Origin of the sequence: Streptomyces sp. 2A115, assembly GCF_052245575.1 — a bacterium.
Taxonomy (GTDB): Bacteria; Actinomycetota; Actinomycetes; order Streptomycetales; family Streptomycetaceae; genus Streptomyces.
Map to the genome: position 1 here is coordinate 1 of NZ_JBQQCG010000208.1, position 1769 is coordinate 1769.

Genomic DNA, 1769 nt, shown 5'->3' on the forward strand with positions numbered 1-1769 from the left:
GGTCGGGGCCGGAGGTGCCGTCTTCCTCGATGACGCGGCGCTGTGGCTCGAGTGCTCGATCCACGACGTCACCGAGGCCGGTGACCACTGGATGGCGCTGCTCGAGGTCAACAAGCTCGGGGTCGGCGAGACCGAGCCCCTGGTGTGGCACGGCGCGCGGTTCCGCGAGCTCGTCGCGCTCGAGCAGGCGTTGTGACGCCCACATCCTGACGGCGCGGGGCGGGACCGGCAGCACGTCCCGGCGACCGTGCGAGGACGCACGGCAGACACGAGGAGAGCCATGGGCATCCTGGACGGCAAGGTCGCCATCATCACCGGCGGTGCGAAGGGAATGGGGGAGGCCCACGTCAGGAGGTTCGTCGAGGAGGGCGCGAAGGTTGTCGTCGCCGACCTGGACGTCGCGGGCGGCGAGAAGCTCGCGGTCGAGCTGGGCGGCGACGCCCTCTTCGTCGAGCTCGACGTCACCGACACGAGCGGCTGGGAAGCGGTGGTCGAGCAGACGAAGGCGGCGTTCGGCACCGTCGACGTCCTGGTCAACAACGCCGGGACGGGTGAGCAGTTGCTGGCGCTGCTCGACGGGAAGGGGCTCGGTGGCATCACGGTGGAGGGCGAGGCGTCATTGCTGGACACACTGTTGTCGGTGGTCGAGAAGGCTGATCCCAGGTTTGCGATCGTGATTCCGTAGGTGGCACAGGCGCGCAGTGGGGGCCGCGCCAGGCGACTCCAGATGCGGCCCCGTCAGCACATGACTGCCCTCCCTCGGCCACCACCCGCAGCTGCGGGTGGTGGCCGAGGGAGGGCAGTCATGTGGAGCAGGGCGGTGTTGAGCGACAGATGACACGGGCCTGACGGCGACGGTCATGATGCGCCCGGAAATCTCGGTCCAGCCCTCAGGGTTCCGCATCAAGTGCCTCAACGCTCCCTGGGTGGACTTCCCAGTCTCTCTTAGAACTTACGTTCGGCAACCTTCGCCCGGTGGGCTGTCTCCAGTACGGCGCGCAGCTGGTCGGCCGGGAGTGGCGCGGCGGGGGCCTGGAGTATGCGGTCGTCCGGCACACCGGGGTCGGCGCAATAGATGCGGGTGTAGGCGCCGGCCTCGGGCTCGAAGCGCCAGCTCTCGTCGAGCGTTCCGGCGTCGACGGTGTCGAAGCCAAGCCGACCGATCAGTTCGGTTGCCCGGGCCTTCGCGTCGCGGTCCTTGCCGGCGATGGGCAGCGCGCTGCGGTCCGGAGCTCCGGCGGGCCGGGCGAGCAGCGGGATGTGGTGGGCGAGGATGTTGTTGAAGGCTTTGACCAGCAGAGCGTCCGGCAGGAGCCGCTGGGCCCATTCGGTCGTGGTTACCTCTTCGGCGTCGAGTTCGGCGATGCGGCCGTCGCGATGGGGGTAGTAGTTGCCGGTGTCCAGTACGGTTCGGCCCCGCAGGAGGCCATCGGGCAGCGAGCTGTACGCGGCCAGCGGGATGGTGAGCAGGACCATCTCCCCGGCGCCGGCGGCCTGCTCGACAGTGCCTGCGCCGGCTCGTGGCCCCAACTCCTCGACAAGGCCCGTCAGGCTCTGCGGGCCGCGCGAGTTGGCGATCACGACGTCGATATCCGCCGCCACCGCCAGTCGCGCGACCGCGGCCCCGATGTTTCCGCTGCCGATGATTCCCAGAGTTGGCATCGCTTCTCCATAGTTGCAGTGGGGTGTGGTGAGGGAAAACGGAGGATGCATCCGCATCCCTGTCGACAATACGGAGGCGGTATCCGTATTGTCAAAGAGGTGCGACC

At 68.6% G+C, this 1769-nt stretch carries 3 protein-coding genes; 2 read left to right on the forward strand and 1 reads right to left on the reverse strand.

From position 1 onward, the window contains the following. Both ACTWQR_RS55590 and ACTWQR_RS55595 read left to right on the forward strand, forming a co-directional pair. Positions 1-196 (forward strand): flavin reductase (locus tag ACTWQR_RS55590; RefSeq protein ID WP_443234991.1); only part of this gene is annotated, 196 nt, incomplete at its 5' end. Between the two features lie 84 nt (positions 197-280). Continuing rightward, the gene (locus ACTWQR_RS55595; RefSeq protein WP_443234992.1) at positions 281-685 is read left to right on the forward strand and encodes an SDR family NAD(P)-dependent oxidoreductase; all 405 of its coding nucleotides are present in this window, start codon (positions 281-283) and stop codon (positions 683-685) included. A gap of 260 nt (positions 686-945) precedes the next feature. Here the strand turns inward: ACTWQR_RS55595 and ACTWQR_RS55600 are convergent, their stop codons facing one another. Further along, complete coding sequence (locus ACTWQR_RS55600) at positions 946-1662, reverse strand: NADPH-dependent F420 reductase (RefSeq protein ID WP_443234993.1); 717 nt, start codon at positions 1660-1662, stop codon at positions 946-948. Positions 1663-1769: the final 107 nt, after the last annotated feature.

Bases quoted from the DNA above. Each gene is read 5' to 3' on its own strand.
- ACTWQR_RS55595 (WP_443234992.1), top strand. From the start codon at position 281: ATGGGCATCCTGGACGGCAAGGTCGCCATCATCACCGGCGGTGCGAAG.
- ACTWQR_RS55600 (WP_443234993.1), bottom strand. From the start codon at position 1,662: ATGCCAACTCTGGGAATCATCGGCAGCGGAAACATCGGGGCCGCGGTC.